General features: G+C 30.0%; 23 protein-coding genes. 18 read left to right on the top strand and 5 right to left on the bottom strand.

From position 1 onward, the window contains the following. Nucleotides 1–28 precede the first annotated feature (28 nt). From BV55_RS0104365 to BV55_RS0104355, 3 genes are read left to right on the top strand one after another with little or no spacing between them, the layout of a single operon-like run. Nucleotides 29–1,138 carry an ABC transporter ATP-binding protein gene (locus BV55_RS0104365; RefSeq protein WP_029451572.1) on the top strand — a complete coding sequence of 370 codons (1,110 nt, stop codon included), beginning with the start codon at nt 29–31 and terminating at the stop codon, nt 1,136–1,138. 19 nt (nt 1,139–1,157) lie between these two features. Beyond that, entirely contained in the window at nt 1,158–2,102 is a 945-nt protein-coding gene (locus BV55_RS0104360; protein WP_029451570.1) for a PucR family transcriptional regulator, read from the top strand. 1 nt (nt 2,103) lies between these two features. Beyond that, complete coding sequence (locus BV55_RS0104355; RefSeq protein ID WP_029451569.1) at nt 2,104–2,808, top strand: 2-phosphosulfolactate phosphatase family protein; 705 nt, start codon at nt 2,104–2,106, stop codon at nt 2,806–2,808. 131 nt (nt 2,809–2,939) lie between these two features. Here BV55_RS0104355 and BV55_RS0104350 read toward each other — a convergent pair whose 3' ends face one another. After that, a complete protein-coding gene (locus BV55_RS0104350; protein ID WP_029451568.1) occupies nt 2,940–3,125 on the bottom strand; it encodes a hypothetical protein in 186 nt (61 codons plus the stop codon). 127 nt (nt 3,126–3,252) lie between these two features. Here BV55_RS0104350 and BV55_RS0104345 point away from each other — a divergent pair, with 127 nt between their 5' ends. The 4 genes from BV55_RS0104345 (at nt 3,253) to BV55_RS0104330 (ending at nt 6,675) form a co-directional block, all read left to right on the top strand. Then, the gene (locus BV55_RS0104345; protein ID WP_029451567.1) at nt 3,253–5,181 is read left to right on the top strand and encodes an ABC-F family ATP-binding cassette domain-containing protein; all 1,929 of its coding nucleotides are present in this window, start codon (nt 3,253–3,255) and stop codon (nt 5,179–5,181) included. Between the two features lie 26 nt (nt 5,182–5,207). Then, nucleotides 5,208–5,423 carry a (2Fe-2S)-binding protein gene (locus BV55_RS0104340; protein WP_029451566.1) on the top strand — a complete coding sequence of 72 codons (216 nt, stop codon included), beginning with the start codon at nt 5,208–5,210 and terminating at the stop codon, nt 5,421–5,423. A gap of 129 nt (nt 5,424–5,552) precedes the next feature. Continuing rightward, nucleotides 5,553–5,750 carry a DUF6199 family natural product biosynthesis protein gene (locus BV55_RS0104335; RefSeq protein ID WP_029451564.1) on the top strand — a complete coding sequence of 66 codons (198 nt, stop codon included), beginning with the start codon at nt 5,553–5,555 and terminating at the stop codon, nt 5,748–5,750. Between the two features lie 196 nt (nt 5,751–5,946). Further along, complete coding sequence (locus BV55_RS0104330; RefSeq protein WP_051652391.1) at nt 5,947–6,675, top strand: HAD family hydrolase; 729 nt, start codon at nt 5,947–5,949, stop codon at nt 6,673–6,675. Nucleotides 6,676–6,771: 96 nt separating this feature from the next. Here the strand turns inward: BV55_RS0104330 and BV55_RS0104325 are convergent, their stop codons facing one another. After that, nucleotides 6,772–7,320: a hypothetical protein gene (locus BV55_RS0104325; RefSeq protein ID WP_029451562.1), complete on the bottom strand. Its 549-nt coding sequence runs from the start codon at nt 7,318–7,320 to the stop codon at nt 6,772–6,774. 576 nt (nt 7,321–7,896) lie between these two features. Between BV55_RS0104325 and ileS the strand changes: the two genes are divergently transcribed. The 6 genes from ileS (at nt 7,897) to BV55_RS0104295 (ending at nt 15,618) form a co-directional block, all read left to right on the top strand. Then, nucleotides 7,897–11,004: an isoleucine--tRNA ligase gene (ileS, locus tag BV55_RS0104320; protein WP_029451560.1), complete on the top strand. Its 3,108-nt coding sequence runs from the start codon at nt 7,897–7,899 to the stop codon at nt 11,002–11,004. 366 nt (nt 11,005–11,370) lie between these two features. Then, complete coding sequence (locus BV55_RS0104315) at nt 11,371–12,375, top strand: LacI family DNA-binding transcriptional regulator (protein ID WP_029451559.1); 1,005 nt, start codon at nt 11,371–11,373, stop codon at nt 12,373–12,375. 169 nt (nt 12,376–12,544) lie between these two features. Further along, the gene (locus BV55_RS15040) at nt 12,545–12,994 is read left to right on the top strand and encodes a thioredoxin family protein (protein ID WP_198023188.1); all 450 of its coding nucleotides are present in this window, start codon (nt 12,545–12,547) and stop codon (nt 12,992–12,994) included. Beyond that, nucleotides 12,987–13,679: a cytochrome c biogenesis CcdA family protein gene (locus BV55_RS0104305; RefSeq protein ID WP_029451557.1), complete on the top strand. Its 693-nt coding sequence runs from the start codon at nt 12,987–12,989 to the stop codon at nt 13,677–13,679. Before BV55_RS15040 ends, BV55_RS0104305 begins: the two co-directional genes overlap by 8 nt. Nucleotides 13,680–13,766: 87 nt before the next feature. Next, nucleotides 13,767–14,225: a MarR family winged helix-turn-helix transcriptional regulator gene (locus BV55_RS0104300; protein ID WP_029451555.1), complete on the top strand. Its 459-nt coding sequence runs from the start codon at nt 13,767–13,769 to the stop codon at nt 14,223–14,225. Nucleotide 14,226: 1 nt separating this feature from the next. Beyond that, a complete protein-coding gene (locus BV55_RS0104295; RefSeq protein ID WP_029451554.1) occupies nt 14,227–15,618 on the top strand; it encodes an MATE family efflux transporter in 1,392 nt (463 codons plus the stop codon). Nucleotides 15,619–15,815: 197 nt separating this feature from the next. On the opposite strand, the gene BV55_RS0104290 is transcribed toward BV55_RS0104295, so the two are convergent. After that, on the bottom strand, nt 15,816–16,058 hold the full coding sequence (locus BV55_RS0104290; protein WP_029451553.1) for a hypothetical protein: 243 nt from the start codon (nt 16,056–16,058) through the stop codon (nt 15,816–15,818). A 215-nt stretch (nt 16,059–16,273) separates the two neighbouring features. On the opposite strand from BV55_RS0104290, the gene BV55_RS0104285 reads away from it, so the two are divergent. The 4 genes from BV55_RS0104285 to BV55_RS0104270 all read left to right on the top strand — a co-directional run bounded on the left by BV55_RS0104285 (nt 16,274) and on the right by BV55_RS0104270 (nt 19,918). After that, nucleotides 16,274–16,849, top strand: a complete 576-nt coding sequence (locus tag BV55_RS0104285; protein WP_029451552.1) for a nucleoside recognition domain-containing protein — start codon at nt 16,274–16,276, stop codon at nt 16,847–16,849. Between the two features lie 16 nt (nt 16,850–16,865). Then, the gene (locus BV55_RS0104280) at nt 16,866–17,390 is read left to right on the top strand and encodes a spore maturation protein (RefSeq protein WP_029451551.1); all 525 of its coding nucleotides are present in this window, start codon (nt 16,866–16,868) and stop codon (nt 17,388–17,390) included. A 151-nt stretch (nt 17,391–17,541) separates the two neighbouring features. Next, entirely contained in the window at nt 17,542–18,267 is a 726-nt protein-coding gene (locus tag BV55_RS0104275) for an ABC transporter ATP-binding protein (RefSeq protein ID WP_029451550.1), read from the top strand. Further along, complete coding sequence (locus tag BV55_RS0104270; RefSeq protein WP_051652389.1) at nt 18,260–19,918, top strand: putative ABC transporter permease subunit; 1,659 nt, start codon at nt 18,260–18,262, stop codon at nt 19,916–19,918. Before BV55_RS0104275 ends, BV55_RS0104270 begins: the two co-directional genes overlap by 8 nt. A gap of 164 nt (nt 19,919–20,082) precedes the next feature. Here the strand turns inward: BV55_RS0104270 and BV55_RS0104265 are convergent, their stop codons facing one another. After that, nucleotides 20,083–21,450 carry an MATE family efflux transporter gene (locus BV55_RS0104265; RefSeq protein ID WP_029451548.1) on the bottom strand — a complete coding sequence of 456 codons (1,368 nt, stop codon included), beginning with the start codon at nt 21,448–21,450 and terminating at the stop codon, nt 20,083–20,085. Nucleotides 21,451–21,657: 207 nt separating this feature from the next. Beyond that, entirely contained in the window at nt 21,658–22,845 is a 1,188-nt protein-coding gene (locus BV55_RS0104260; protein WP_029451547.1) for a dicarboxylate/amino acid:cation symporter, read from the bottom strand. Between the two features lie 414 nt (nt 22,846–23,259). Between BV55_RS0104260 and BV55_RS0104255 the strand changes: the two genes are divergently transcribed. Then, entirely contained in the window at nt 23,260–24,453 is a 1,194-nt protein-coding gene (locus BV55_RS0104255; RefSeq protein WP_029451546.1) for a glycine C-acetyltransferase, read from the top strand. The last annotated feature ends 11 nt before the right edge of the window (nt 24,454–24,464 follow it).

Below are 24,464 nucleotides of genomic sequence, written 5' to 3'. Positions count from 1 at the left end.
TAATAAGATTTATTTGGAGGGATTAAATATGGCTAATTTATCATTGAAAAATATATATAAGGTGTATCCAGGAGATGTTACAGCAGTAAAGGATTTTAACTTAGAAATAGAAGATAAAGAATTTATAGTATTTGTAGGACCATCAGGTTGTGGTAAATCAACTACACTAAGAATGATAGCAGGGCTTGAAGAAATATCTAAAGGGGAGTTATACATAGGAGATAAGATAGTAAACGATGTAGCCCCTAAAGATAGGGATATAGCTATGGTTTTTCAAAACTATGCACTATATCCACATATGACCGTATATGATAACATGGCTTTTGGGCTTAAACTAAGAAAGATGGACAAGGATTTAATAGAAAAAAAGGTAAGAGAAGCAGCTAGAGTTTTAGATATAGAACATTTGTTAGAAAGAAAACCAAAGGCATTATCAGGAGGTCAAAGACAAAGAGTTGCACTTGGAAGAGCTATTGTTAGGGAACCTAAGGTATTCTTAATGGATGAGCCTCTATCAAATCTTGATGCAAAGCTTAGAGTTCAAATGAGAACTGAAATATCAAAGCTTCACAAGAGATTACAAACTACATTTGTATATGTAACTCATGATCAGACAGAAGCGATGACTATGGGAACTAGGATTGTAGTTATGAAAGAGGGGCTGATACAACAAGTGGATAGTCCTCAAAACATTTATGACCATCCCAAAAATGTATTTGTTGCAGGATTCATAGGAAGTCCACAGATGAACTTAATAGATTCTAAGCTTTTTGAAGAGGACGGAGATGTATTTGCTTCCTTTGAAGAAGATAAGATATTACTACCAAAAGATAAGGCTACGTTTTTAAAAGAAAAAGGATATGTAGGCAAAGAAGTTATTTTAGGTATTAGACCAGAAGACTTAGATGACAGCGAAGATTTTATAAGTTTGCACAAAGATGCTATAATAAATGCTAAGGTAGAAGTTACAGAACTTATGGGAGCTGAAACATATATATACTTATCTAAAGAAAGGTCAAATTTTGTTGCAAGAGTTAATGGAAGTTCTAAGGTTAAATTAGATGAAGTTATAAGAATTGCTTTAGATGAGGATAAGATTCATATATTTGATAAAGAAAGTGAAATTACTATACTATAATTTAGGAGGCCTTTAATAGATGTACAACTTTCAAACCTTTCTTAAAGAATTAAGTTTAAATTCATCAATACCTTTTATGTTAACCTGGATGGATGGAAAGGTTATATATGAAAAGGAATATAGTTCATCAGATAAAGACTTAGTAGAAACTGTTATTGAACTTGGAAGACAAAAGGCTACATTAATGGTTAGTAAAAGATATGAAATGTGCACACCCTTATTAAAATACTATATAGAAAATAAGTATAGCGAGTTATTTTCTATAAGAGATCAAGTTTTAAGTGACGTTTTAGAGGGCAAGCCTTTTTTAGAGGAAAGAGTTGAAAGACACTTTCCTTTTCTTTTAAAAGGATTTAATCTGATGGTAATAAGTGTAGAGGGTAGTAAATATGAGGCCCTTAATATAATAAGGCAAATGTATATCGAAGATGATATTGCATCTTTAATATTTGGTGAAACTATAGTATTGATAGGTATTTTTGAAGATATAAAAGAACATGCTGAAAGTATAAGAGAAGCTATAATATCAAATCTTTATTGTAGATGCTATATAAGTTATTCTAGTATTAAGTATGAATTAAAAGATATATTAGAAGGCTATAAATCAGCTAAAGATGCTATTATAATTGGGAAGAAGTTTGGAATAAAGGGTGAAATTTATGATTTTAGCAACATGGATTTTGAAAAGGTAGTTTATAATATATCAGATTCATTAAAACATGAATTTATAAAAAGGTTTAAAGATAAATTTGAAAGCTTTGATAGTGAGATGCTAAATACTGTAGAAGAATTTATAAAATCAGATTTAAACATAAGTGATGCAGCAAAAAAATTATATATACATAGAAATACTTTGATATATAGATTAGATAAGATATATAAAGATACTGGATATGATATAAGAAGCTTTAAAGATGCCACAATATTTATGATAGCTTTTCTTATGTGGAAGGAGGGTATATAGGATGAAAATAGATTTAATAATTTCAGCGGATTATATAAAAGATAAGATTATAGAAGGGAAAACAGTAGTAGTTATTGATATACTAAGGGCTACATCTGTTATAATTACTGCTTTAAAGAATGGTTGCAGTGAGGTTATTCCTGTTTTAACTGTTGAAGAAGCTTTTGAAGTATCAAAACATAATAGAAAAGATTATATTTTAGGAGGAGAGAGAGAAGCTCTTAAAATAGAAGGTTTTGATTTTTCTAATTCCCCTTTAGACTATAATAAAGAAGTGGTAGATGGTAAGATTGTAATACTTACAACATCAAACGGAACTAGAGCCATTAAAGGTTGTAGCTCTGCAAAGTCTATATACATAGGTGCTATGCTTAATGCAAAGTATGTAGCAAAAAAGATTATAGAAGAGAATAGAGATGTAGTTTTTGTAAATTCAGGTACTAAAGGTCAGTTTTCCATGGATGACTTTATTTGCGCAGGGTACATGATAAATTATATATTAAACGAAGGTAGTGCTGAGGTATCAGATATAGCAAAAACAGCTGACTACGTTTATAAAAATAATAAAGACATATATAGTTTTGTTAAATATGCAACACATTATAATGTTTTAAAAAGTTTAGAGCTAAATAAAGATTTAGAATATTGTATAAAAAAGGATATTATAAAAATAGTTCCTGAATATAAAGATGGTGTAATTAAATAAATTTAAAATATAGTTCGTAATGGTATTATCACCATTTAGTATGGATAAGACTTTTAGAATTATAATTATTAAGATATAAATAATAACAAAAGAATGTCCTAGTGAGTGGGACATTCTTTTGTTATTTATAGTCACTTATCTTTTGAATTGAGGTTTTGCTTTTGAGCAGCAGAAGTTAATAATAAGCTACCTATAGCAACTATAAGGTTACCTAGTACATTTAGTTCATCAGCAGTCTTACCTTTCGAAAGTTCAGTCGATATGGCCGCAGAAAGTATAATAAGATCATTAGGACTAAGACAATTTAGATTATACATTGTAACTCACCTCTCCTTATTGTATTAAATGCATTAAGTAGCTAAATTGTTAGGAAATAAAAAAGTATTATGCTATCATATAATGTGTATATTAAACATTTAATTTAATAGTTGAGAGGAGATTTATATGAATCTTATATCTTTAGAAAACATAAGTAAAAGTTATAGTGACAAAAGTCTTTTAGATAATATATCTTTAGGAATAAATCAAGGTGAAAAGATAGGGCTTATTGGAGTTAATGGATCAGGTAAATCCACTCTTTTAAAGATAATATCAGGTATTGAAGTTCCCGATGAAGGTAATATAATAAAAGGGAATAAAGTTAAAATAGAATATCTTCATCAATCACCAGAGTTTTACAGTGAAGCTAAGGTTATAGAACAAGTATTTAAAGGGGAATCTTCTGAAATGAAACTTTTAAGAGACTATGAAAACACCTTAAAGCTTGTAGAAAAGTCAAAAGATCAGGGTGAGACTTATGAATTAAATAATAAACTGATAAAATTACAAGCTGATATAGATTCTTTAAATGCCTGGGATTTAGAAAGTGAAGCTAAAACTATTCTTACAAAACTAGGAATAGAAGACTTTGATGCTAAAGTCGGTACACTATCTGGGGGACAGAAAAAGAGAATCGCATTAGCTTCAGCACTTATAACACCATGTGAGCTTTTGATTTTAGATGAGCCTACAAATCATATGGACAATAAGACTATAGAGTGGCTTGAACAGTATTTAAATACTAGAAGAGGCTCTCTTATAATGATAACACATGATAGGTACTTTTTAGATAGGGTTACTAATAGGATTTTAGAAATAGATAAAGGAAAATTATATAGTTATTCTGGTAATTACAGCGTATTTCTTGAAAAAAAGATAGAAAGACAAAGCATGGAAATTTCTAGTGAAAATAAAAGAGAAAAGTTATATGAAAAGGAGCTTGCTTGGATAAAAAGGGGAGCAAAAGCCAGAAGTACCAAGCAAAAGGCTAGAATAGATAGGTTTGAAAAGCTAGGAGAACAAAGTATAGATATAAAAGAAGACAAAATGGACATTTCTGTTTTAAGTAGCAGACTTGGAAAAAAGATAATAGAAATGAAAGATTTAAATAAGTCTTATAAAGGAATAAGTTATATAAAAGACTTTAGTTATATCTTATTAAGAGAAGACAGAATAGGAATAGTTGGAGATAACGGTATAGGTAAATCCACATTAATGAAAATTATATCTGGAGAAATTGAGTATGACAGTGGAACTTTAGATATAGGAGAAACCGTGAAGATAGGATTCTTTTCTCAAGAGAATAAGTATATGGAAGAGGATATGAGGGTCATAGAATATATGAAAGAAGTTGCTGAATACCTACCTTTAGCTGATGGAGGGAAGATTACAGCATCACAAATGTTAGAAAAGTTTTTATTTACAAAAGATATGCAATGGACACCTATATCTAAACTTTCTGGTGGCGAAAAGAGAAGATTATACCTACTACGAGTACTTATGGGATCACCAAACATATTAATACTTGACGAACCTACTAATGATTTAGATATTTCTACATTAACCATATTAGAAGATTATTTAGATAAGTTTGATGGATCTATAATAACTGTATCACATGATAGGTACTTTTTAGATAGGATATGTAATAAGATATTTGCATTTGAATCACCAGGTATGATATCTCAGCATCATGGAAATTATAGTGACTTTATGGAACGTATGAAAGAAAGCTATATAGAAGAATCAAAAGCTTCTAAAGAAGTTAATTCTAAGGATAGAGAATATGAAGACAAAAAGGCAAATAGCGAAAAGCCATTAAAGTTTTCGTTTAAGGAACAAAAAGAGTTTCAAGAAATAGATGAATACATTGAAAGTCTTGAGGTTAAGATAGATAAACTTAATAAACAAGTAGAAAAGGTATCTACAGATTTTGTTAAATTACAAGAAGTCTTAAATGAAAAGTCGCTTTTAGAAAAAGAACTTGAAGAAAAATATGATAGATGGACATATCTAAATGAGCTATCAGAAAAGATAGAAGAATCTAAGAAATAATTTATAAGTGAAAGGAAGGATTGTAAATGGAGAATAATGCTAGCGAGGAAATAATGGATAAACTAACTAAGGTTTGTTTATGTAAGGCCATACCTAGGTCTAAGATGAAAGAAGCAATAAAAAGTGGTGCTACAACAGTAGAAGAAGTTCAAAAAGCTACAGGAGCAGGATCAGGGCCGTGTGGTGGTAGAAGGTGTACACCAAAGATAGAAGTATTATTAGAAAAATACTCGGGTAAATAATCTGAAGTTAAAATATATAACATTCTTTTTGAAAATTCTGCCCAATTATTACTATTCACCATATAATAATAATGAGTATTAAAAGACACAGAAAGTCATGAAAGGAGTAATTTAAAAAGGAGTTTTTTTATGGTGATTATCTTTTTACTTATGCTAACTATTGGGATTTTAGAGGCTATATTCCCTAAAAGAATGCTTATGCTGGGTAATAAAAATGAGCGTAAAAAAGAGGAAGAGCCAAGTGACTTTTTTATAAATATAACAAGGATTGGTGGAGTTATATTGATAATAATAGCCATCACATTTGCAGTTGGAGCTTTCTCATAATAAGGAATGGTTATTTAAGTAACTTTGTTTTAATTCAATGTAATTAAGATAGGCTTTATTATATATAAAGCCTATCTTAATTTGTAGTATTAGGTAAACTATAATCTATTATTTAAACTTACAATAGATGCAATTTTTAAAGATATAATGTATCATAATTTATGTACTATTAATTTTTATGTTAGGAGAGGTTTTTGTGAAACAGACCATTATTTTTGATTTAGATGATACTCTTATTCATTGTAACAAATACTTTCATAAGGCTGTAGATGCCTTTTGCAGTAATATGAATAATTGGTTTAGTGAATATAACATAGGGTTTTTGGAAATAAAGAGTAAACAACAAGAAATAGATATTGAAAGAGTTGTAAGAGAAGGTTTTGCTGATACGCATTTTTCTACGTCGCTTATAGATACTTATTGTTATTTTTCAAAAAAGACAGGAAGAAATAAAGATAAAAAGGAAGAACAGTGGATTAATGAAATAGGTGAAAGCGCATATGCAAAAGATTTAGAGTGTTATCCTTTTATGATAGATGTGCTTAATTGTTTAAAAGAACAGGGTCATAATTTATACCTATATACTGCAGGAAATCCTATTATACAAAAAAGGAAAGTTGAGAGAGTTAATATTGGCCATTATTTTGAAGAAAGAATATTTGTAACTCCTCATAAAAATGCTCAGGTTTTAGAAGGTATAATAAAAAAGGAAAGATTAGATAAGCAAAATACATGGATGATTGGAAATTCTATGAAGTCAGATATAATGCCAGCTGTAGAGGCAGGTATAAAAGCTGTTTATATACCTGGTCTTTTTGAGTGGTCATATGATAATGTGGTGTTAAAGGATGAACATTTAAGTTCATTTAAGACTGTTGAATCTTTGAAGTGTTTGAAGGATATGTTTTTAGAAGAGGCAATTTAAAGTATATTAAAGGTGTTGCAAATATTTAATTTTAAAGTAAAGAACTTCTAAGTTTTAAAATGTAATATTTAAAACTTAGAAGTAATAATTAAAAAATTATTTAATCATTTTGGATTTACGTGGAGCATACTTTGACATTAACTTACTTAATTCATCTTTATGGTCTTTTACTTTTCGCTCAAGGCCACTATTAGTTCCTCTATGTTTAAATTGCAAAAAGAAAACATCATTATCTTTTTTATCTTTTTTAAGGTTCCATTGAACAATATCCTTCCAATCTATAAATTGCAGATAAATGTTTAAAAAGGAAGGCTTTACACCAATACCACTTGCTGTTATTACAAGGTTCATATCTAAGGTCATATACATAAATACTGAGTAAAAGAGCATAAATATTGAGAATGCTACCCTATAAATATTTACTTCTCCATTTATAAGAGGCATTATAAACGATACTATAATAAGGATTGGAAACACCATGCTTAAAGTTTTTGTAGCACCACTATTAGGAATATAATATAGTATTTTATGAGTCTTGATATCATGTTTTTTATTAGTTTTTATGTATTGGGATAATTGCATAAAAAATAGACTGACAAGAGAGATCATTATTATTATATTTAAGACACCAAAAGAATTAGACATGTAATATCCTCCTTTAATATTGATTTTATAAGTTATATAATATTTGGACATGAGTTAAGATCTTTGTAAACTTGTAACAAATTATAGCATAAAATCAATTATAATTCTATATTCACAATATTGTGATTGACAATGCATGGAACTTACAATATAATTAGGGGTAATTAAAAACTATGAATAGGGAAAGTATTTAAGTTTAATCTTTAAAGAGAGTGGCGGAAGGTGTGAAGTCATAGGAAGAGCTTAAAGAAAATCACCTAGGAGTTGGCGGCAGAAATATAAAGTAAGCTTGCTCGTAAGCCTGCGTTAAAGGATAGAGTATTGTTAAAAAGCTCATCTTCATAAATATAGATGAGTAAGAAGCTATCACTAAATTTTAGATTTGGGATATCTGTTTATGTACTTGAGTTACTTTGGCTGATTTTATATTATTGGCCGAACCTTTATAGGTGGTATAACGAATTTAACTTCGTCCTGTTGGATGGGGTTTTTTTATTTGTATTAACTTTAAAAGGCTTATAACTTAGTAAATAAAATTTAAAATAAAAGATATATAAAATAGGAAGGAGATTTAAAATGTACAAAAAGATTGATCCAACAAAAAGTTTTGTTGACATGGAAAAGAGTGTACTAAAACTTTGGAAAGAAAAAGATGTTATTCAAAAGAATTTTGATTTAAATGAAGATGGAAGGTATTTCACATTTTATGATGGACCTCCAACAGCAAATGGTAAGCCACATATAGGTCACGTTTTAACTAGAGTTATGAAAGATCTTATTCCAAGATATAAGGTTATGAAGGGGTATAAGGTTTTAAGAAAAGCTGGCTGGGATACGCATGGTCTTCCAGTAGAACTTGAAATAGAAAAGAAACTAGGCATAACTGGTAAACAAGGTATCGAAGAGTATGGAGTAGAAAAGTTTATACAAGAATGTAAGGAAAGCGTTTTTACATATTCAAGTATGTGGAAAGAAATGTCCGAGAAAATAGGGTTTTGGGTAGATATGGATAGCCCTTATGTGACTTATGATAATAATTATATAGAGTCAGTTTGGTGGGCTTTAAATCAGATGTGGAAAAAGGATCTTTTATATAAAGGTCACAAGGTAATGCCTTACTGCCCAAGATGTGGAACTAGCTTATCATCTCATGAAGTAGCACAGGGTTATAAAGATGTAAAAGAGTCTACCGCAGTAACTAAGTTTAAAGTTAAGGGAGAAGAAAATAAATATATATTAGCTTGGACAACAACTCCTTGGACATTACCTTCTAATGTAGCTCTTGCTATAAATAAGAAGTATAATTATGCTGAGATTAAGGTTGGAGAAGAATATTATATATTAGCAAAGGATCTTATACACTCTGTAATTGGAGATATAGAATATGAATTAGTGAAGGAATTTAAGGGAGAAGAAATATTAGGACTTGAATATGAACAGTTATTTAAGTTCTATACTCCAGAAGAAAAGGCATTCTTTATAATACATGGTGATTTTGTAACATTGACCGATGGTACAGGTATAGTTCATACAGCGCCTGCTTATGGTGAAGATGACAGCATGGTATGTAAGGCTTATAACTTACCACTTATAAATTTGGTTGATACTGAAGGTAAATTTATGGATTGTGTTGAACCTTGGAAGGGAATTTTCGTTAAGAAGGCTGATCCTAAAATACTTGAATACATGAAAGAAAACGGAATGTTATTTAAATCAGAAAAGTTCACTCACTCTTACCCACATTGTTGGAGATGTGATACACCACTTTTATATTATCCCAAAGAAAGCTGGTTTGTAAAAACTACTGCTTTAAGAGAAAAGTTAATAGAAAATAATAACAAAATACATTGGCATCCAGATAATATAAGAACAGGCAGAATGGGTAAGTTCTTAGAAAATGTTATTGATTGGGGAATATCAAGGGACAGATACTGGGGAACACCTCTTCCAATATGGGAATGTGAATGTGGTAATAGAGAATGTATAGGAAGTATTGAGGAGTTAAAAAATAAAGGTATAAACGTACCAGAAGGCATAGAACTTCATAAACCTTATATAGATAATGTACATTTAAAATGTGAAAACTGTGGGAAAGATATGATTAGGACTCACGAGGTTATAGATTGCTGGTTTGATTCTGGATCAATGCCTTTTGCACAACATCATTATCCTTTTGAAAACAAAGAATTATTTGAAGCTAATTTCCCAGCACAATTTATATCAGAGGCTGTAGATCAAACAAGAGGATGGTTTTATACACTTATTGCTATATCAACAGCTGTGTTCGATGAAATACCTTTTGAAAACAGTGTGGTACTAGGACACGTTCTAGATAAAAAAGGAATAAAGATGTCAAAACATAAGGGAAATGTTGTGGATCCTGTTGAGGTTATAGAAAGCCAAGGAGCAGATGCTACAAGGTGGCATTTTTATACTGCAAGTGCACCATGGCTTCCAACAAGATTTTCAAAGGATGATGTGGCAGAAGCTCAAAGAAAGTTCCTTAGTACATTATGGAATGTATATTCATTTTATGTTTTATATGCGGAAATAGATCAGTTTAATCCAATGGAATATAAAGACTTTAAATCAGAAAACATAATGGATAAATGGATAATATCTAAATTAAATACCTTAGTAAAAACTGTAGATGTAAACCTTGAAGGTTACAAGATAACTCAAGCAGCTTTAGCTATAGAAGGGTTTGTAGATGAATTATCTAATTGGTATGTAAGAAGAAATAGGTCTAGATATTGGAGTGAAGATCTTACAGATGATAAAATAGGAGCATATATGACTCTTTATAATGTACTTGTAACAGTATGTAAAGTATCAGCTCCATTTATTCCATTTATGACAGAAGAAATATATCAAAATCTTGTGGTAAGCTTTGACAAAGATGCTAAGGAAAGTCTACACCTTTGCTCATGGCCAGAATATAATGAGCAATTAGTAGATGAAAATCTTGAAAGAGAAATGGATATGGCATATAAGATAGTGAAGTTAGGTAGAAGTGCTAGAAATGGTGCTAATATAAAAAATAGGCAGCCATTATCTAAGATGCTTATAAATACTACATCTTTACCCACATATTATGGAAGTATCATAAAAGATGAGCTTAATATAAAGGTAGTGGAATTTGGGGCTGACTTATCTGAATATGTTAATTTTGAGTTGAAACCAAATTTACCTGTACTTGGTAAGCCTTATGGTAAGCTTATACCTGGAATAAAAAAAGAAATAGCTTCAAAAAACCAAATGGAATTTGCAGGCACAATACAAAGTGGGGGAACTGTAACTATAAATGTAAATGAAACAGAAATAGTTTTAGATTCTAACAATTTATTAGTGACAATGCAAGGACTTGAAGGTTTTGCATTTGCAGGTGAAGAACAAATAGGTGTAGTTTTAGATACTACTATTTCAGAAGAATTAAAAGAAGAAGGTCATTTAAGAGAGATAATAAGTAAAATCCAAAATATTAGAAAAGAAAGCGGATTTGAAGTTGCAGACAAGATAAGCCTATATGTATCTAACAATGAAAGACTTCTTCTAGTTGTAAAGAAATTTGAGGATGTAATAAAGCGAGAAACCTTATCACAAAATGTAATATATAGTGAAGAGGCTAATTATAATACATTTAATATAAATGGTGAAGAGTTAGACATTGCTGTAGTTAGATAAATAAATTTATAATTATCACTAAATAATTTATCCTATAATTTTAAAATTAAGAATTTAACCTATATAATATGGTAATAATTAAAATTAATCTGCAAGAGAATTAATTCTCTTGCAGATTATTTAATTCATAAAGTGGTATTATAAATGAAAAAATACGGATAATAAGAATATATGGTATAATATTGATAAATACAATAAAATGTTATTTGGATTGAAATCTTACTAATAGTATTACGAATAATAAATTTCATTTATGGAGTATATAACTTTATTTTTAAAATTTAAATATATGTGTAAAATATTAATTATGAATAATCCATTACATATTAAGAAAGCATAGCTTTTTATAAAAGAGGAGGAAAAGATATGGCATCTTCAATTAAGGATGTAGCTCGAGAAGCGGGAGTATCAATTGCTACCGTTTCAAGAGTTTTAAACGATGTAGACGTAGTAAACGAGGACACAAAAAAGAAAGTGGTAGAGGCTATAAAAAAATTAGCATATAGACCCAATATAGTAGCTAGGAGCTTGAAAACACAAAAAACAAAAACTATAGGGATATTAGTACCAGACATATCTAATCAGTTTTATCCAGAGATAGTAAGAGGTACAGAGGATGTTGCTAACATATATGATTATAACGTAATGCTCTGTAATTCAGATTCAGATTTAGAAAAGGAAAAGGAATACTTAAGAGTTCTAAAGGAAAAAATGATAGATGGAGTATTGTATATGAGTACTTCTCTTGAACCAGAGATTTTAGATCTTATAAAAGAATTAGAACTTTCTACAGTGCTTGTAGAAAGTAAGGATGAGGAAGGGAATCTTCCTAGTGTCACCATAGACAATAAACAGGCTGCTTATGATGCTACAAAGTATCTTATAGACAAAGGAAATAAGAACATAGCTTACATAGGTACACCTAAAAATGTTAAAAACGCTTGGAGTTTAAGGTACTTTGGCTATAAAGAGGCTATAGATGAAAGTGAATTAAGCTTTAGTGAGGACTTGGCGTATTTTGGGGACTTAAAAGCTCAAACAGGGTATGAGGGAGTCGAAAGGCTCATAGAAAGGGAAAATATAGACGCTATATTTTGTGCATCAGATGAGATAGCTATGGGTGCTATAAATGCACTAAGATCAAAAGGAATATTAGTTCCAGAAGATATTGATGTAGTAGGTTTTAATGACTTATATTTAGCATCTATATTTTATCCAAAGCTTACAACTATATCTCAACCAATGTATGATATGGGGTCTGTAGCGATGAGAATGCTTATAAAACTTGTCAATAATAAAGAAAAAGAACTAGACCAAAAGCATTTTGAGCTTCCATATATATTAGTAGAAAGAGATTCTTGTAAAAAGTAATTAAAAGGTTAGTAAAAATGGATTAATGCATTTTTACTAACCTTTTTAATATAATAAAATAAAAAGACCTTCTAATGTAAAGACACAATCATATTTTTAAAATAATTGACATAGTAATTACTTTACTTTAATATATACCATATGAGGGTATATGAAAGGAAGTGTTAATTTGAAAAGATGGATAAAACTTTTAATAGTAATTGTAATTGCTTTAGCCCTGTTTGGTGTATATTATGCTAAGGGATCTAAGAAAAATGATATTAAAAACCAGGGTGAAGAAAAAGGTATAGCTTTTGAAAGATATAACCCAGATGATGATAAAGATAGTGATATACCAGTTCTTTTAGAGCTAGGGTCACCTACATGTCCTGCATGTAGGCGTATGGAACCAATTTTAGAAGAATTTAATAATAAATATGGAGATAAGGTTAAAGTTAAAAAGGTAAATATTGAATCACCAGAAAATAATGATTTAGCACAAAGATATAAAGTAAGACTTATGCCTACATTTATTTTTCTTGATAAAGATAAAAAGATAAAGGGTAGATACGAAGGCATGCTTACACTAGAAGACATAGAGAAGGTATTTAACTCCATGGGGGTAGTTGTGGATGAATAGTTTTCTTTCGAATTTTAACAATATAATTAGTAATAGTGTTTGGATTGCACTTGTTATATCTTTTGTTGCAGGAATTGTATCTTCATTTAGTCCTTGTGTATTGTCTTCAGTACCTTTAATTGTTGGGTATATGGAAGGTAATAAAGTAAAAGATAAAAAGGTTGCATTTAAATATTCACTAGTATTTAGTTTGGGTATTATATTTACATTCACTTTAACAGGAATTTTATCAGCAGTACTTGGAAGATTCTTTTCTGGAGCCGGAAGGCTTTGGTATATAGTATTGGCTGCTATAATGATATTAAGTGGATTACAACTTTTAGGAGTTATAAATTTAGGAAGGTCTCAAAATAGTTGCAAAGTACCAAGCACTAGAAAAGGCTTTTTTGGAGCTTTTGTATTAGGAATTTTAGGTGGGGCTATGTCTTCACCTTGCGCTACACCAGTATTGGCAGCTATACTAACCTTTGTTGCAGGTAAGGCTAATATAACTTTAGGTATAGGAATGCTTTTATTGTATTCACTTGGACATTGTGCCCTAATAATATTAGCAGGTACTTCAGTTGGATTTGTAGAACATTTGAGTAGTTCAGCAAAAACAGTTAAGGTTGGAAATGCATTGAGATTGTTTCTTGGAGTACTTATAATTTTGCTTGGAATATATTTATTTTCATTAGGAATATAAAAAGTTTTAAATTATAGTTGCATCAACAACTGTTTTGTATTAAGATAATAGTTGCTGATGCAACTATTATTTTTTTTAGGAGGGATTATGGGGAAAGATAATAAAGTTTATTATGGCAAGACTATAGGACATTATATATCAATATTATATAGATTAGGTGGAATGCATTACTCAAAAGAGTTTGCTAAATTTAATATAGGCAGTGGACAATTTGGATTTTTATCTTATGTTTTTGAACATAATGGGGTTAGCCAAGAATGTATAAGTAATAATCTTTTAATGGATAAAGGAACTACAGCAAGAGCCTTAAAAAAGTTAGAAGAAGAAGGATATATAAAAAGAGAGGTAGATTTAAAGGATAAAAGAATTCGAAGGGTTTTTGTAACAGAAAAAGCTTTAGGGATTGAAGACGAATTTTTTGTTATACTAAAAAGCTGGAGTAAGATTATTTCCTCGGATTTTACTGAAGATGAAAAGAATACTCTTTTAAATTTATTCAAAAGAATGGTAGATAATCAAAAAGAGGTTTTAATAAAGGAGAGATAATATGGAATTTGACAGACAAAAGAGGCTTGGTATAGAGCCAATAGGGGAACTACTTGCTAAATTTTCTATTCCAGCTATTGTTGGAATGTTAGTGAATGCTTTTTATAATATAGTAGATAGACTTTACATAGGACATATAAAAGATGTAGGGCATATTGCTATAACAGGAGTTGGATTAACATTACCTATAACCACAATAATAATGGCTTTCGGAATGCTAGTTGGTATAGGTTCAGGGGCAGCTATGTCCATAAAGCTTGGTAAAAAGAAATTCAAGGAAGCTGAAAAGATTGTAGGTAACGCATTTGTTTTAAATGTAATAATAAGTATAGCAATTACGATTTTAGGTCTTATATTTGTTGGACCATTACTTAAGATTTTAGGATCTAGTAGTGAAACCTTTGGATATGCAAAAGAGTATATAGATGTAATTCTTATGGGAACTATATTCAACTCAATGGCATTTTCTATGAATAGTCTTATAAGAGCAGAAGGAAATCCTAAAATGGCTATGATAACTATGTTAATAGGAGCTTTGCTTAATACAATATTAGATCCTATATTTATATTTACATTTGATATGGGAATTAAGGGAGCTGCAATTGCAACGGTTATATCTCAAGTAGTCTCCGCTACATGGGTATTGAGTTACTTTTTCGGAAATAAAAGTACTATAAAAATAAAAAAAGAAAACATGAAATTAGATAAAAAGGTTGTAAAAAATATATTTTCTATAGGTATAGCACCTTTTTCTATGCAAATTGCAGCTAGTTTAGTTGCAATAACAGCAAACAAGGCTCTAAAGGCTAACGGTGGTGATTTAGCTATAGGTGCTATGGCTGTTATAAATAGTGTGTCACTTATATTTTTAATGCCTATGTTTGGATTAAACCAAGGAGCTCAGCCTATAATCGGGTTTAATTATGGAGCAGGAAACTATAAGAGAGTAAAAGATACTTTAAAGACAGCGGTTACGGTGGCCACGATAATTGCTATTATAGGATTCATATTAATTCAAGCATTTCCAGATAAGATAATTGGATTGTTTAATAAAGATCCTGAACTTTTAAGAATAGGTACTCAGGGTATAAGAATATACTTATTTATGCTGCCAGTAATAGGATTTCAAATAGTTAGTTCAAATTATTTTCAAGCCGTAGGTAAGGCAAGACTTGCAATGTTTTTAGGTATGCTAAGACAAGTAATCTTATTAATTCCCTTATTAGTTATACTTCCAAACATAAAAGGGCTAGGTCTTGTAGGAGTGTGGCTTGCTGGACCTATATCAGACGCATTAGCTTCAATTATAACAGGAATATTAATAGTAAAAGAGATGAAAGGTTTAAATGTCGCACATAATGCGTCTATAGTACAAAATTCTAAGCTAGCTTAGTTATTATAAATATTTAAATTTAATTAAGTGCTTTTCTATAGCGTAAAGTATTTAAACAAGCAATTAATAATTTTATAAATATTGGTAATTAAAAAAGATGATTTCTAATTAATGTAGAAATCATCTTTTTTTAATTTGTTAATTGTATTTCAAAATCTAGATTTAAATACAATTAAGTTATTATAGTTGTGATATTTTTAATTCATTCTTTTTATTATTTCTAGACCGTTATCTTCCTCTACAAATGGTGCAGTAAACATGAAGGACTTTATATACCCGCAACTGGCACATACACAATCACAAACATCAAATGGAACACCGTCCACTAAAGTTATGTCTAAATCTTCAGTTAAATATTCCCCACCACAAACCTCGCAAGGTGTCTGGTTTATAACTTTGTATTCACTTTCAATATATTTCATAATATCTCTTATAGTCATCATAATTATCTAAACAAACCTTTCATATATAATCAAATCATATTGATATTTTAATATTTATACAGCTTTTATGGTAGCACTATTATATTTTAAATGCAACTACTGTATTTAAATCTTAACAGTCTTAATAATTTAAAGTAATCATATATATTAATCATGTATTATAAAACATGTGACTTAAATTATATAAGTTAGGATTAGGATGGGAGGAAAATATGATTAATTACATTTGGTTTTTTATGATAGTTGTAAGTATAATTTGGGGGCTCTTCTTTGGGAAGGCTGAAATAATATCTAAAGCAATTATAGATTCTTCTAGCTCTACTGTAAATCTTACAATAGGACTTTTAGGTATTATTAGCCTTTGGTCTGGAATAATGAAAATAGCAGAAAAAAGTGGTCTTACAGAAAAGATATCAAGGATGCTTTTACCTATATTAAAAGTTTTGTTTAAAGATGCTGCAAAAGATGAGAAAGCTTTAGGTGCAATTGTTATGAATTTAAGTGCCAATATTATGGGATTGTCAAATGCAGCTACTCCCTTTGGAATTAAGGCAATGGAAAGACTCCAAGAATTAAATAACCATGGTGATACAGCAAGTAATGATATGGCATTATTTCTAGTGCTTAACGCTGCTTGTATTCAATTAATTCCAACTACAATAATATCGTTAAGGGCAGTTGAAGGATCAAACAATGCTGCAATTATAATAGTACCTGTAATTATAACTACATCAATAGCTGCTATGGTAGGTATAGTTTGTTGTAAGGTATTAGAAAGATTTTTTTAAGGTGGGGTGAATAATTATGGTTTCATATATGCTTAAAGGAATTATACCTATAATTATACTAGCCATAGTAGGTTACGGAGGGATAAAAGGCGTAAAAATATACGAATGTTTTGTTGAGGGGGCAAAGGAGGGGGTAAGTGTTTGCTTTAGAATCTTTCCATATCTTTTAGCTATGCTTTTAGCAGTCACCATATTTAGGCAGTCAGGAGCTTTAGACCTTTTGGTAAGAGTATTTAAACCTATAATGAGTGTAATAGGTGTTCCCGCAGAATTGGTACCATTAATTTTTATAAAGCCACTTTCAGGCAGTGGAGCTTTAGGAGTATTTACGGAAACTATTAGGCAGTATGGAGCAGATAGTAAAATAGGACTTATAGCATCAATACTTATGGGCTCAACAGAAACCATATTTTATACTGTAACTGTATACTTTGGAGCGGTTGGAGTAAAAAAGATAAGACATACTCTATGGGCAGCTATTATGGCAGATATAACGGCTATAATAATATCGGTGACTTTAGTTAATTTATATTTTAATTAATTTATATTAGATTGATATGAAAATCGAAGATAGAGTTTAGTAACATGCATTAAGAGGCATATTATACGACTTAATGCGTGTTTTAAAAGTTGATAATAGATAATATTTAATATAAAATTATATTTAATACATAATATGGGGGGGATTAAATATGATAGAACTTAACAATGTAAGTAAAAGTTATAATGGAACAATCAAAGCTGCAGATAATATAAACATAACTATAAAAGATGGAGAAATATTTGGATTTTTGGGACCAAATGGTGCTGGGAAAACTACTGCAATAAAGATGATGACAGGTATTATAAGTCAAGATTCAGGAGAAATAAAGCTAAATGGTATAAATATAAAAGAAGATTCAATAGAGGCTAAAAAACAATTTGGATTTGTACCTGACAATCCAGATATGTTTTTAAGATTAAAAGGTATAGAGTATCTTAATTTTATGGCTGATTTATATGAAGTGCCAAAAGCTTTAAGGAAAGAGCGAATTGAAAATTTATCTCGTAGGTTTGAGATGAGTAATGCTCTAGGGGATAAAATACAAAGTTACTCACATGGTATGAGGCAAAAGATAGTTATAATGGCAGTGCTTATACATGATCCATCTATATGGATATTAGATGAGCCACTTACAGGACTTGATCCAAAGTCTTCATATATGTTAAAAGAGATGATGAAAGAACATGCAGCTTCTGGTAATACAGTATTTTTTTCTACACATGTACTTGAGGTTGCAGAAAAGGTATGTGATAGAGTAGCTATAATAAATAAAGGTAAGATATTATTTTGTGGAACACTTCAAGAGATAAAAGAACATATGAAAGAAAATTCTTCATTAGAAAATATATTCTTGGAGATGACTGAAAATGAGTAAGATATTTATATTGATTAAGGTATTGTTTAAAAATGGAAGTGGAAGTGAAGGGAAGCGAAAAAGTAAATTTCCATCAATGATTTTAAATATATTTTTAGGATTAATACTTGTAATGTCCATAGGTGTACCTATAGGTACTTTTACAGCATCTATATATAAAGATTTCGCTGTAATGGGACAAGAAGGTATAATTTTGAGCCTAGCATTTTCCATGGTTAGCTTTATTATTTTTATATTTGGGATTATATATGTGCTTACTACATTTTACTTTTCTAAAGATATTGAGGCTCTTTTACCATTACCTTTAAAAGCAGATGAAATACTTTCAGCTAAGTTCATAACAGTTTTAATATATGAATATTTAACTGAGCTTATCGTGCTTTTACCTGTAATCATTGGGTATGGTGTTAAGGCTAATACGGGAATAAGCTATTGGATGATTTCTATAATTATATTTTTACTTCTACCCGTTATGCCATTAGTGTTAGCTTCAATACTAAATATGGTTATAATGAGATTTACCAATTTAGGAAAACATAAAGATGCTTTTAGGGTTGTAGGGGGTATACTTGCTATATTTTCAGGACTTGGAGTAAACCTTTTAGTTCAAAAAGCTAGTTCATCTAATATGGGAGAGCAAAACCTACTTGAAGTTTTCGCTAAAGGTAATAATTCAATGATGAATTTACTTGGAGGGATGTTTCCTACATCTAAATTAGCAGCATTAGCCTTAGTTTCAACTTCAGTAAATAAGGGCATTATGAACTTATTATTATTCATACTCATAACCGTAATATCTTTTGGAGTATTTATGATATTAGCAAGAATACTTTATTTTAAAGGAGTTATGGGATCATCTGAATCTTTCTCTAAAAGGAAGGAGTTGAAATCTAAAGAATTTGATAAAATAACTTCTGAAAATTCAAAAATAAAATCATATGTAATAAAAGAATTAAGGGTTGTATTTAGAACACCGGCATTCTTATTAAATTGTGTAGTTGGTACCATTGTATTTCCTATATTCATGATAATATATGGATTTATGGATCCTAATAATATACAAATGTTAACGAAGATCACAGGTGAGGTAAAAGATCCTAAGTTGATAGGTATTATTTTTGGAGTAGCATTTAGCGTAATTTTATTTATAAGTGGGTCTAATGCTATGGCGTCTACGTCTATATCAAGAGAAGGCGAGCTTATGTTTATAAATAAATATATACCAATTACTTATAGAGAACAGATTTTTTCTAAAATAATATCTTCTGTTATTGTAAATATGATAAGCATTATATTAATTACTGTAATGATAATTATTTTAAGGCTGCCTCTTAGTCTCATTATATCTATATTCATAATATCTATTTTAGGAAGTGTTTTCACATCTACTTTAGGTGTTGTTATAGACATAAATAGACCAAAACTTAACTGGGATAATGAACAAAAGGCAGTTAAACAAAATATCAATTCATTTATAAGCTTTGTAATATCAATTTTAATTGGAGGACTAAACATATACTTATTCTTTAAATTAAAGCCAACATTATTAATAGGATTTATATCTTTGGTTGTGGTAGTAGTATTAATAATTGCTTTGCTTATTTATTATATAAATGGTAAAGGGCAAGAAGTATATGGAAGAATAGAATAATTTATGTTGAAAATTAACCATACTTAAATAATATGTAGGGAGTTATACACAGTTTATTAGAATAGGAATAAATAGCAAAATACAAAGCGATATAAATAAAACAGCTGTATTTAACATAAATTTGTTAAAACAGCTGTTTTATATTTATAAGTATATAAGTTTGTTTAGATAACTTTATTTTGTTTAACTAAGTTTTTATTTAGATTCTTTTTGTAAAAGTAATATATTATGCTACCATCAAATATCCACTGTACAGAAGTTACAACCCATACCCAAGTTACATTTAGATGTAGTTTATATATAACAATATACATAAGTGGAAGTCTTATTATCCAGCTAGATATTATAGAAACCTTAAAAGGTGTCTTTGTATTTCCAAGCCCTTTGAAAGCTCCTCCGACTATCATGGATATAGCCATAAAAGGCTGTTCTATAGCTGCTATCATAAGGCAAAGTGTACCAAGGTTTATAACATCTACCTCATTAGGGCTTATAAATAATTTAATTAGTCCATTTGGTACTATTAAAAATAGTAAAGAAGACATAATCATAAAAGAGGTTCCTAAAATCATAGATAACTTCGCATATTTTTCTGCTTTTTCTAGATTACCCTCCCCAACCTTATGACCAACTAAGGTGGTTGCAGCAACAGCAAATCCCCAACCTGGCATAAAAGATATGGATTCTATGGTAGTTGTTATTTGGTTAGCTGCAAAGGCTACTGTTCCCATACTAATTACCATGAGATTGCTTATTATTCTACTTGTAGTAAAGGCAGCTTCTTGCATAGAAGAAGGAATAGATAATCGAAGTAAGTCTCTAAAGTTATAAAGTTTTATTTTCTTTACATATTTAATCCTAGGCTTTATAGGAGATTTATGTATAACATAACTTAATATGAACAAAAATCCTAGAAATTGAGCTATAGTGGTAGCTATAGCAGCTCCACGGACGCCAAGCTCTGGGAGCCCCAAATTACCAAATATAAGGGCATAATCTAAAGTTATATTTACTATGTTTATAAGTATTGATGCTACTAGGGGGGTCTTAGTATTTCCGTAACCTCTTAATGAAGAATTTAATAAGATCATTAACATATTAAAAAATATTCCTATAGAAGCTATTCTCATATAAGGTGTACCCATAGCTATTACATTGTCATCCGCGCCAGTAATAGAAAGTAATTTAGAACTTCCAAGAAAGAATATTAAAAACCCTATAAAAGATAGAATACCTCCAATAATAAAACCTACAGTTAAATATTCCTCAGCGGCGGATTTTAAATTTGCTCCAACTCTTCTAGCAACCAGTGAGGTTATGCCTACACCAATACCTACAGCTATGAAGATATTAGAAAAGCCGTACATTAATTCAGAGCCAAGGCCCACACTACTTACAGCAACATTCCCGCCATAACGGCCTACCATCATTGTATCAAATACCCATACCATCATATATAATATGTTTTCACCCACAGCAGGTAGCGCTAATTCAAGAACATCTTTTAGGTCAGATCTTTGATATTTAAACAATAAAAAACCTCCTTAACTCTAATACTGTAACCATTATATTATATAAGTATCTTTAAAAATAGAGAGTTACTAAAAATATTAAAGTTATTCAAATAAAATAGCAATAAGAGAAAGTATATTTACTTTTACTTATTGCTATTTAGATTTAAGGCATGCATCTATATTTAATTATAATGCTTTAGTATTAATCTACATTTATACTTAAAACTAAGAGATAGCTACCTTTTTCTTTTTATTATATATGCTATCTACTATTACAGCAATTGCGTTATCACCAGAAATGTTACAAGCTGTACCAAAGCTATCTTGAGTTATATAAAGGGCTATCATTAACGCAAGTTGTGCTTCAGTAAAGTGAAGGTTAGTTTGTAACACACCAAGTGCAGCCATTACAGCACCACCTGGAACACCAGGAGCTGCAACCATTGTTACACCTAACATTGCTATAAAACCTAACATTTGAGGCAATGTAAAGCTTATATTATTTAACATCATAACAGCTATAGCACAAGAGGTAAGAGTTATCGTACTTCCTGATAAATGTATGGTTGCACATAAAGGAACTACAAACTCTCTAATTTCTTTAGATACATCATTACTTTCAGCGCATTTTAAATTTACGGGTATAGTAGCGGCTGAAGATTGTGTCCCTATTGCGGTTAAGTAACCTGGAACTTGATTCTTTATCATGCTGAATACGTTTTTCTTAGATATAGCTCCAGCTATAGTAAATTGAAGTAGTATTATTAATAAATGCATAGCAATAACTATTAAGAATACCTTCCAGAATACAGATATAATTCGTCCAACCTCACCAGCATAAGTCATATTTGCAAATATACTAAGGATGTAGATTGGAAGTAAAGGTATAATAACATTGGAAATTGTTTTATCAACTATTTGTTGAAATTCAAAAGCAATTTTCTTAAGACCTTCACCTTTTACTGCAGATATTCCAAGACCTAATAAGAATGCGAATACTAATGCACTCATAACGGTCATTATTGGATCCATTTCAATGGTAAAGAAAGGTTTCAAAAGATGTTCTTCTGGATTTACAGCATCATTTATCATGTTGGTTGCTTTAATGAAACTAGGGAAGATATTTAAACCAACTATGTAAGCAAAGAATCCAGAAATTAATGTAGATAAGTATGCAATACCAGCAGTAATTCCAAGAAGTTTACCTGCATTACCTCCAAGATCTGCTATACCAGATACTATGAAACCAAGAATTATTAAAGGTATAAGGAATCCTAAAAAGTTACCAAAGATAGAACTAAAGGTAACGAATACCTTTACAACAACTTCAGGCATAAACTTTCCAATAAGTATACCGAGTATAATAGCAGCAATAAGTTTTGGTATAAGTCCAATTTTTTTTGCCTTGTCCAATTAAATCACTCCTTTAAATTATTAATATTATAGTTTATGTGAACTTTTATAAAATAGGTTTTAAAAATTAAATGTAGAAAAGAAACTAGTAAACAAGCATTTATTAAAATATTCTGAATATGACTTTAACCCTAATATATAGCATACACCCTATAAAGTCAAATGAAAAGATAAAAAATTTAGTATTAAAAATAGAAGAAAATACAACAACATGAAAACGTTTTTAAATGGCAGCAAAGACGAGTAAGTAGCAGTAAACAGTAGGATAAAAGAATAGATTTAAGTATTCTTTGAAAATTAGAGTATGGATATGTGATAATAAGTTTGATATAATAAATATATACATAAAATTAATATTGTATCTCACAGGGAAACAATATTGCTGAATGGAACTAAATATAAGGAGGTAATGATATGGGAAGCAAAGCTTTACAAAAGTTTTTAAATGAGAATCTTAACGATTTAAAAAGCAAAGGTCTATATAATGAAATTAATGTTTTGGAGAGTGCTAATGGGCCAATAATAAAAGTGAATGGCAAAGAGCTTATAAATTTATCATCAAACAACTATTTAGGGTTAGCTAATAATGCTAAGATGATAGAGGCATCTATTAAAGCTACTAATGAATATGGTGTAGGTGCAGGAGCGGTTAGAACTATAAACGGAACATTAAAAATACATGAAGAACTTGAAAAGAAATTAGCTGAATTTAAGCATACAGAAGCTGCTATAGCATTTCAATCAGGATTTAATTGTAATGCAGGTGCTATACAGGCAGTTATGAATAAAAAGGATGCTATATTATCTGATGAATTAAATCATGCATCTATAATAGATGGATGTAAATTATCAGGAGCTAAGATTATAAGATATAAGCATAATGACATGCAAGATTTAAAAGTAAAAGCAAAAGAAGCAAGAGAAAGTGGATTATATGAAAAGTTAATGGTTATTAGTGATGGAGTTTTCTCTATGGACGGAGATGTTGTTAATCTACCAGGACTTGTAGAGGCTGCAGAAGAGTTTGATTTAATAAGTTATATAGATGATGCTCATGGCTCAGGAGTTATGGGAAAAGGTGTTGGAACAGTAAAACATTTTGGACTATCTGATAAAGTAGATTTCCAAATGGGTACTTTATCAAAAGCTATGGGTGTAGTTGGTGGATACGTAGCTGGTACTCAAGACCTAATAGATTGGTTAAAAGTTAGAGCAAGACCGTTCTTATTTTCAACATCATTAACACCAGCTTCTTGTGGAGCTATAATTGAAGCTTTAAATATAATGACAAAAAGCACAGATCTTGTGGATAAGGTCTGGGAAAATGGAAATTATTTAAAGAAGGGTTTAAAGGAATTAGGATTTAATATAGGTCATAGTGAGACACCTATAACTCCATGTATAATAGGAGAAGAAAAATTAGCACAACAATTTAGTAAAAGGTTAATGGAAGAAGGCGTTTATGCTAAGTCTATAGTATTCCCAACAGTACCAATGGGAACTGGAAGAGTTAGAAATATGCCTACAGCAGCTCATACAAAGGAAATGTTAGATAAGGCATTGGCTATATATGAAAAGGTTGGTAAGGAATTAGCCGTAATTAAATAGACTATAATTAA

The organism is Clostridium algidicarnis (assembly GCF_000703125.1).
GTDB classification, from domain to species: Bacteria; Bacillota; Clostridia; order Clostridiales; family Clostridiaceae; genus Clostridium_L; species Clostridium_L algidicarnis.
The sequence above is the reverse complement of the archived record's forward strand: the minus strand, read 5'-3'. Positions and strand labels throughout refer to the sequence as shown.

What these genes read in the sequence shown, in the direction of transcription:
- BV55_RS0104290 (WP_029451553.1), bottom strand. Translation starts at nt 16,058, where the DNA reads ATGACTATAAGAGATATTATGAAATATATTGAAAGTGAATACAAAGTT.
- BV55_RS0104360 (WP_029451570.1), top strand. Translation starts at nt 1,158, where the DNA reads ATGTACAACTTTCAAACCTTTCTTAAAGAATTAAGTTTAAATTCATCA.
- BV55_RS0104275 (WP_029451550.1), top strand. Translation starts at nt 17,542, where the DNA reads ATGATAGAACTTAACAATGTAAGTAAAAGTTATAATGGAACAATCAAA.
- BV55_RS0104255 (WP_029451546.1), top strand. Translation starts at nt 23,260, where the DNA reads ATGGGAAGCAAAGCTTTACAAAAGTTTTTAAATGAGAATCTTAACGAT.
- BV55_RS0104365 (WP_029451572.1), top strand. Translation starts at nt 29, where the DNA reads ATGGCTAATTTATCATTGAAAAATATATATAAGGTGTATCCAGGAGAT.
- BV55_RS0104295 (WP_029451554.1), top strand. Translation starts at nt 14,227, where the DNA reads ATGGAATTTGACAGACAAAAGAGGCTTGGTATAGAGCCAATAGGGGAA.
- BV55_RS0104345 (WP_029451567.1), top strand. Translation starts at nt 3,253, where the DNA reads ATGAATCTTATATCTTTAGAAAACATAAGTAAAAGTTATAGTGACAAA.
- BV55_RS0104280 (WP_029451551.1), top strand. Translation starts at nt 16,866, where the DNA reads ATGGTTTCATATATGCTTAAAGGAATTATACCTATAATTATACTAGCC.
- BV55_RS0104305 (WP_029451557.1), top strand. Translation starts at nt 12,987, where the DNA reads ATGAATAGTTTTCTTTCGAATTTTAACAATATAATTAGTAATAGTGTT.
- BV55_RS0104355 (WP_029451569.1), top strand. Translation starts at nt 2,104, where the DNA reads ATGAAAATAGATTTAATAATTTCAGCGGATTATATAAAAGATAAGATT.
- BV55_RS0104315 (WP_029451559.1), top strand. Translation starts at nt 11,371, where the DNA reads ATGGCATCTTCAATTAAGGATGTAGCTCGAGAAGCGGGAGTATCAATT.
- BV55_RS0104335 (WP_029451564.1), top strand. Translation starts at nt 5,553, where the DNA reads ATGGTGATTATCTTTTTACTTATGCTAACTATTGGGATTTTAGAGGCT.
- BV55_RS0104325 (WP_029451562.1), bottom strand. Translation starts at nt 7,320, where the DNA reads ATGTCTAATTCTTTTGGTGTCTTAAATATAATAATAATGATCTCTCTT.
- BV55_RS0104350 (WP_029451568.1), bottom strand. Translation starts at nt 3,125, where the DNA reads ATGTATAATCTAAATTGTCTTAGTCCTAATGATCTTATTATACTTTCT.
- BV55_RS0104300 (WP_029451555.1), top strand. Translation starts at nt 13,767, where the DNA reads ATGGGGAAAGATAATAAAGTTTATTATGGCAAGACTATAGGACATTAT.
- BV55_RS0104285 (WP_029451552.1), top strand. Translation starts at nt 16,274, where the DNA reads ATGATTAATTACATTTGGTTTTTTATGATAGTTGTAAGTATAATTTGG.
- ileS (WP_029451560.1), top strand. Translation starts at nt 7,897, where the DNA reads ATGTACAAAAAGATTGATCCAACAAAAAGTTTTGTTGACATGGAAAAG.
- BV55_RS0104340 (WP_029451566.1), top strand. Translation starts at nt 5,208, where the DNA reads ATGGAGAATAATGCTAGCGAGGAAATAATGGATAAACTAACTAAGGTT.
- BV55_RS0104270 (WP_051652389.1), top strand. Translation starts at nt 18,260, where the DNA reads ATGAGTAAGATATTTATATTGATTAAGGTATTGTTTAAAAATGGAAGT.